We start from the raw sequence: 2,858 nt of genomic DNA on the forward strand, positions 1-2,858 counted from the left end.
GTGTATAAGAGACAGCCGCCGAGGAGGCTCCGGCGGCTGGGGCGGCCGGAGGCGGGAGCGTCGGCGGCGGACGCGGGGGCGCGGCCGGGGCGGCCTGGACGGTCGGGGCCGACGTTCGCGTGGTGGGCAGACTTCATGCGAGGCACCTCGTGTGGGGGTTCGGTTGCTTCGGATGCGTCCGCCACCCTGGCGCGCCCCCGGCCGTTCGACAAGAGGTGCAACCGGAGTTGCACCCTGCGCAACGCAACCGAAGGTGTCATCAGCCGCCCGCCTGGATGTCCCCCCTGGTGGAGGAGGCGATGGCGTCGCCGTGCGCGAAGTCGCCGGGCGGGATGCCCGGGTGGTGCCCCTCCCGGTCGGGGGCGACCTCGGCCGCCGGGCCGAGCGCGAGCCGGGAGACGATCCGGTAGCGGTCGCCCCGGTACAGCGAGTGGACGTACTCCACCGGACGGCCCGTGGTGTCGGAGGTCAGCCGCTCGAAGAGCAGCGCCGGCGACAGCTCCGGGACGTCGAGCAGCCCGGCCTCGGCGCGGGTGACGACCGTGGGCTCGATGGCCTGGACCGCCTCGTGGACGTGCACCCCGTGCGTGCCGCGCAGATGCTCGTACAGGTCGCCGCTCTCCAGCTCCTGCGCACTGAGGCCCGGCACCAGCTCGGCCCGGATGTGCAGGTGCTCGATGGCCATCGGCGCACCGTCGACCAGCCGCAGCCGCGCCACGTAGACGATCTCGGCGGCGGGTGACATCCGCAGCTTGCGACCGACCCGGGCCCCCGCCTGGAGCGTGGTGAACTCCAGCAGCCGGCTCGACCAGGCGCCCGCCGCCTGCGGCACGCTCAGCGCCCGGTCCCCGGCGACCAGTTCCTGGGTGATCTTGGCGGGGGCGACGAACATGCCCCGGCCGTGCTCGCGCACCAGGAGCCCGGCGGCGACCAGCTCGTCCACCGCCGCGCGCACGGTGGGCCGCGACACGCCGAGCAGGGCGCACAGGGCGCGCTCCGAGGGGATGGCGTCCCCGGGGCTGCGCGACTCGATCAGCTCCAGTACGGCATCGCGGGTCCGCTCCCGTTTGAGCACCGTCCCCGGCACGTCCGCGTCCACGCGCTCCCCTCCCGACAGACCGCATTCCTTACCAGTTCATCACCAGCTCGACCGAACTGGCTTGCTGGTCAGGCGAAGTGTAGCGCCTTCCGCGCGAGACACGAGCGCTCCCCCTCCGCACGGATCGCCAAATCCCCTTCGTACGCGGGGGGTTGACGACCTCATTGGTCTATGCCACCTTCAACCCCCATCGAGAGGTGAGCTGTCCAGTGGAGACCACTGGTCAGGTGGTCAGGTGGTCAGGTCAAAGCCGGCCAAGTCAAAGCCAGTCAGATCAAAGCCAGTCAGGTCAGGTCAGGTCAGGTCAGGTCAGCCACATCAGTTCTGCTTCCGAGGTGAACCGTGAAGTACCGCTTGCTCGCCGGTGTGTCCGTGCTCGTCCTGACCACCGCGCTCAGTGCCTGTAGTTCGTCGTCCGGTTCCGACTCCGGGAACGGGGACGGGGACGGCCGGACGACCGTGGACGTCTGGCTCATGCGCGACAGCGTCTCTGCCAGATTCCAGAAGGAGTTCACGGCGGACTTCGAGAAGCGCCACCCCACGATCGACGTGAAGATCCAGATCCAGGAGTGGGACGGGATCGGCCAGAAGATCACCGCAGCCCTGGCGAGCAACGACGCCCCGGACGTCATCGAGGCGGGCAACACCCAGGTGGCGCAGTTCGCGGAGAGCGGCGGGCTGCTCGACCTCAGCGACCGGACCGAGGAGCTGAACGGCGAGGACTGGCTGAGCGGCCTGGCGGAGCCGGGGTCGTACGAGGGCAAGCAGTACGGCATCCCGTACTACGCGGCGAACCGGGTGGTCGTCTACCGCACCGACCTCTTCGAGAAGGCGGGCGTCGACGCTGCGGCGGTCAAGACCCGTGAGCAGTGGATCGACGCCACCACCAAGCTCAACCGGGGCGGCACACAGGGCATCTATCTGCCCGGGCAGATGTGGTACGCGCTGGCCGGGTTCATCTGGGACGAGGGCGGCGACCTCGCGAGCGAGTCCGGCGGAAAGTGGTCCGGCGCGCTCCACACCCCCGAGGCACTGCGCGGCATGGCGTTCTACGAGCAGCTCCAGGCGCTCGGCAGGGGGCCCAAGGACTCCGACGAGGACGATCCGCCGCAGGCCGAGGTGATGGCCCAGGGGCAGGTGGCGCAGGTGATCTCCACGCCGGGCGGGGCGAGCGTCATCGCGGAGCAGAACCCCGAGCTCAAGGGCAAGCTCGCCTTCCTCCCGATCCCGGGCAAGACCGCCGACACTCCGGGCGCGGTCTTCACCGGCGGCTCCGACCTGGTCGTGCCGGCCGCCGCGGCCCACCCCGACGAGGCGGTCACCTTCATCAAGGAGCTGACCGGGGACGCCTGGCAGAAGAAGCTCGCCGTCGCCATGAGCTATGTGCCGAACCGGACCACCCTGGCCTCCGCCGTGGCCGACGACCCGGGCGCCGCCGCGATGGCGGTCGGCGCGGCCAACGGGCACGCGACGCCCAACACCCCGGGCTGGGCGGCGGTCGAGGCGGAGAACCCGATCAAGGACTACATGACGGCCGTGCTCACCGGGGGCGATCCGGCGAAGGAGGCGGCGAAGGCCTCGGCGGACATCACCCGGGCCATGAACGCCGGTTCCTGACCCCGCTCCGCCCGCTCACGACCCGGACAAGGAGGCGTGCCGTGCCGGTCGTCGACCAACGGACCGCACCCCGCACACCCCGGCGGCGCCCGGCCTCGCGCCTCGCCGTACGCAGGGCCGGGCCTGTCTCTTATACACATCT

Annotated in this window: 2 protein-coding genes; one reads left to right on the top strand and one right to left on the bottom strand. The window is 71.0% G+C overall.

Going from position 1 to position 2,858, the window contains the following annotated elements; genetic code table 11:
- Positions 1 to 259: 259 nt before the first annotated feature.
- On the bottom strand, positions 260 to 1,099 hold the full coding sequence (locus CR470_RS37135) for a GntR family transcriptional regulator (protein ID WP_097872114.1): 840 nt from the start codon (positions 1,097 to 1,099) through the stop codon (positions 260 to 262).
- Between the two features lie 342 nt (positions 1,100 to 1,441).
- On the opposite strand from CR470_RS37135, the gene CR470_RS37140 reads away from it, so the two are divergent.
- A complete protein-coding gene (locus tag CR470_RS37140; protein WP_097872116.1) occupies positions 1,442 to 2,716 on the top strand; it encodes an extracellular solute-binding protein in 1,275 nt (424 codons plus the stop codon).
- Positions 2,717 to 2,858: the final 142 nt, after the last annotated feature.

Origin of the sequence: Streptomyces sp. rh34, assembly GCF_002551245.1 — a bacterium.
Taxonomy (GTDB): domain Bacteria; phylum Actinomycetota; class Actinomycetes; order Streptomycetales; family Streptomycetaceae; genus Streptomyces.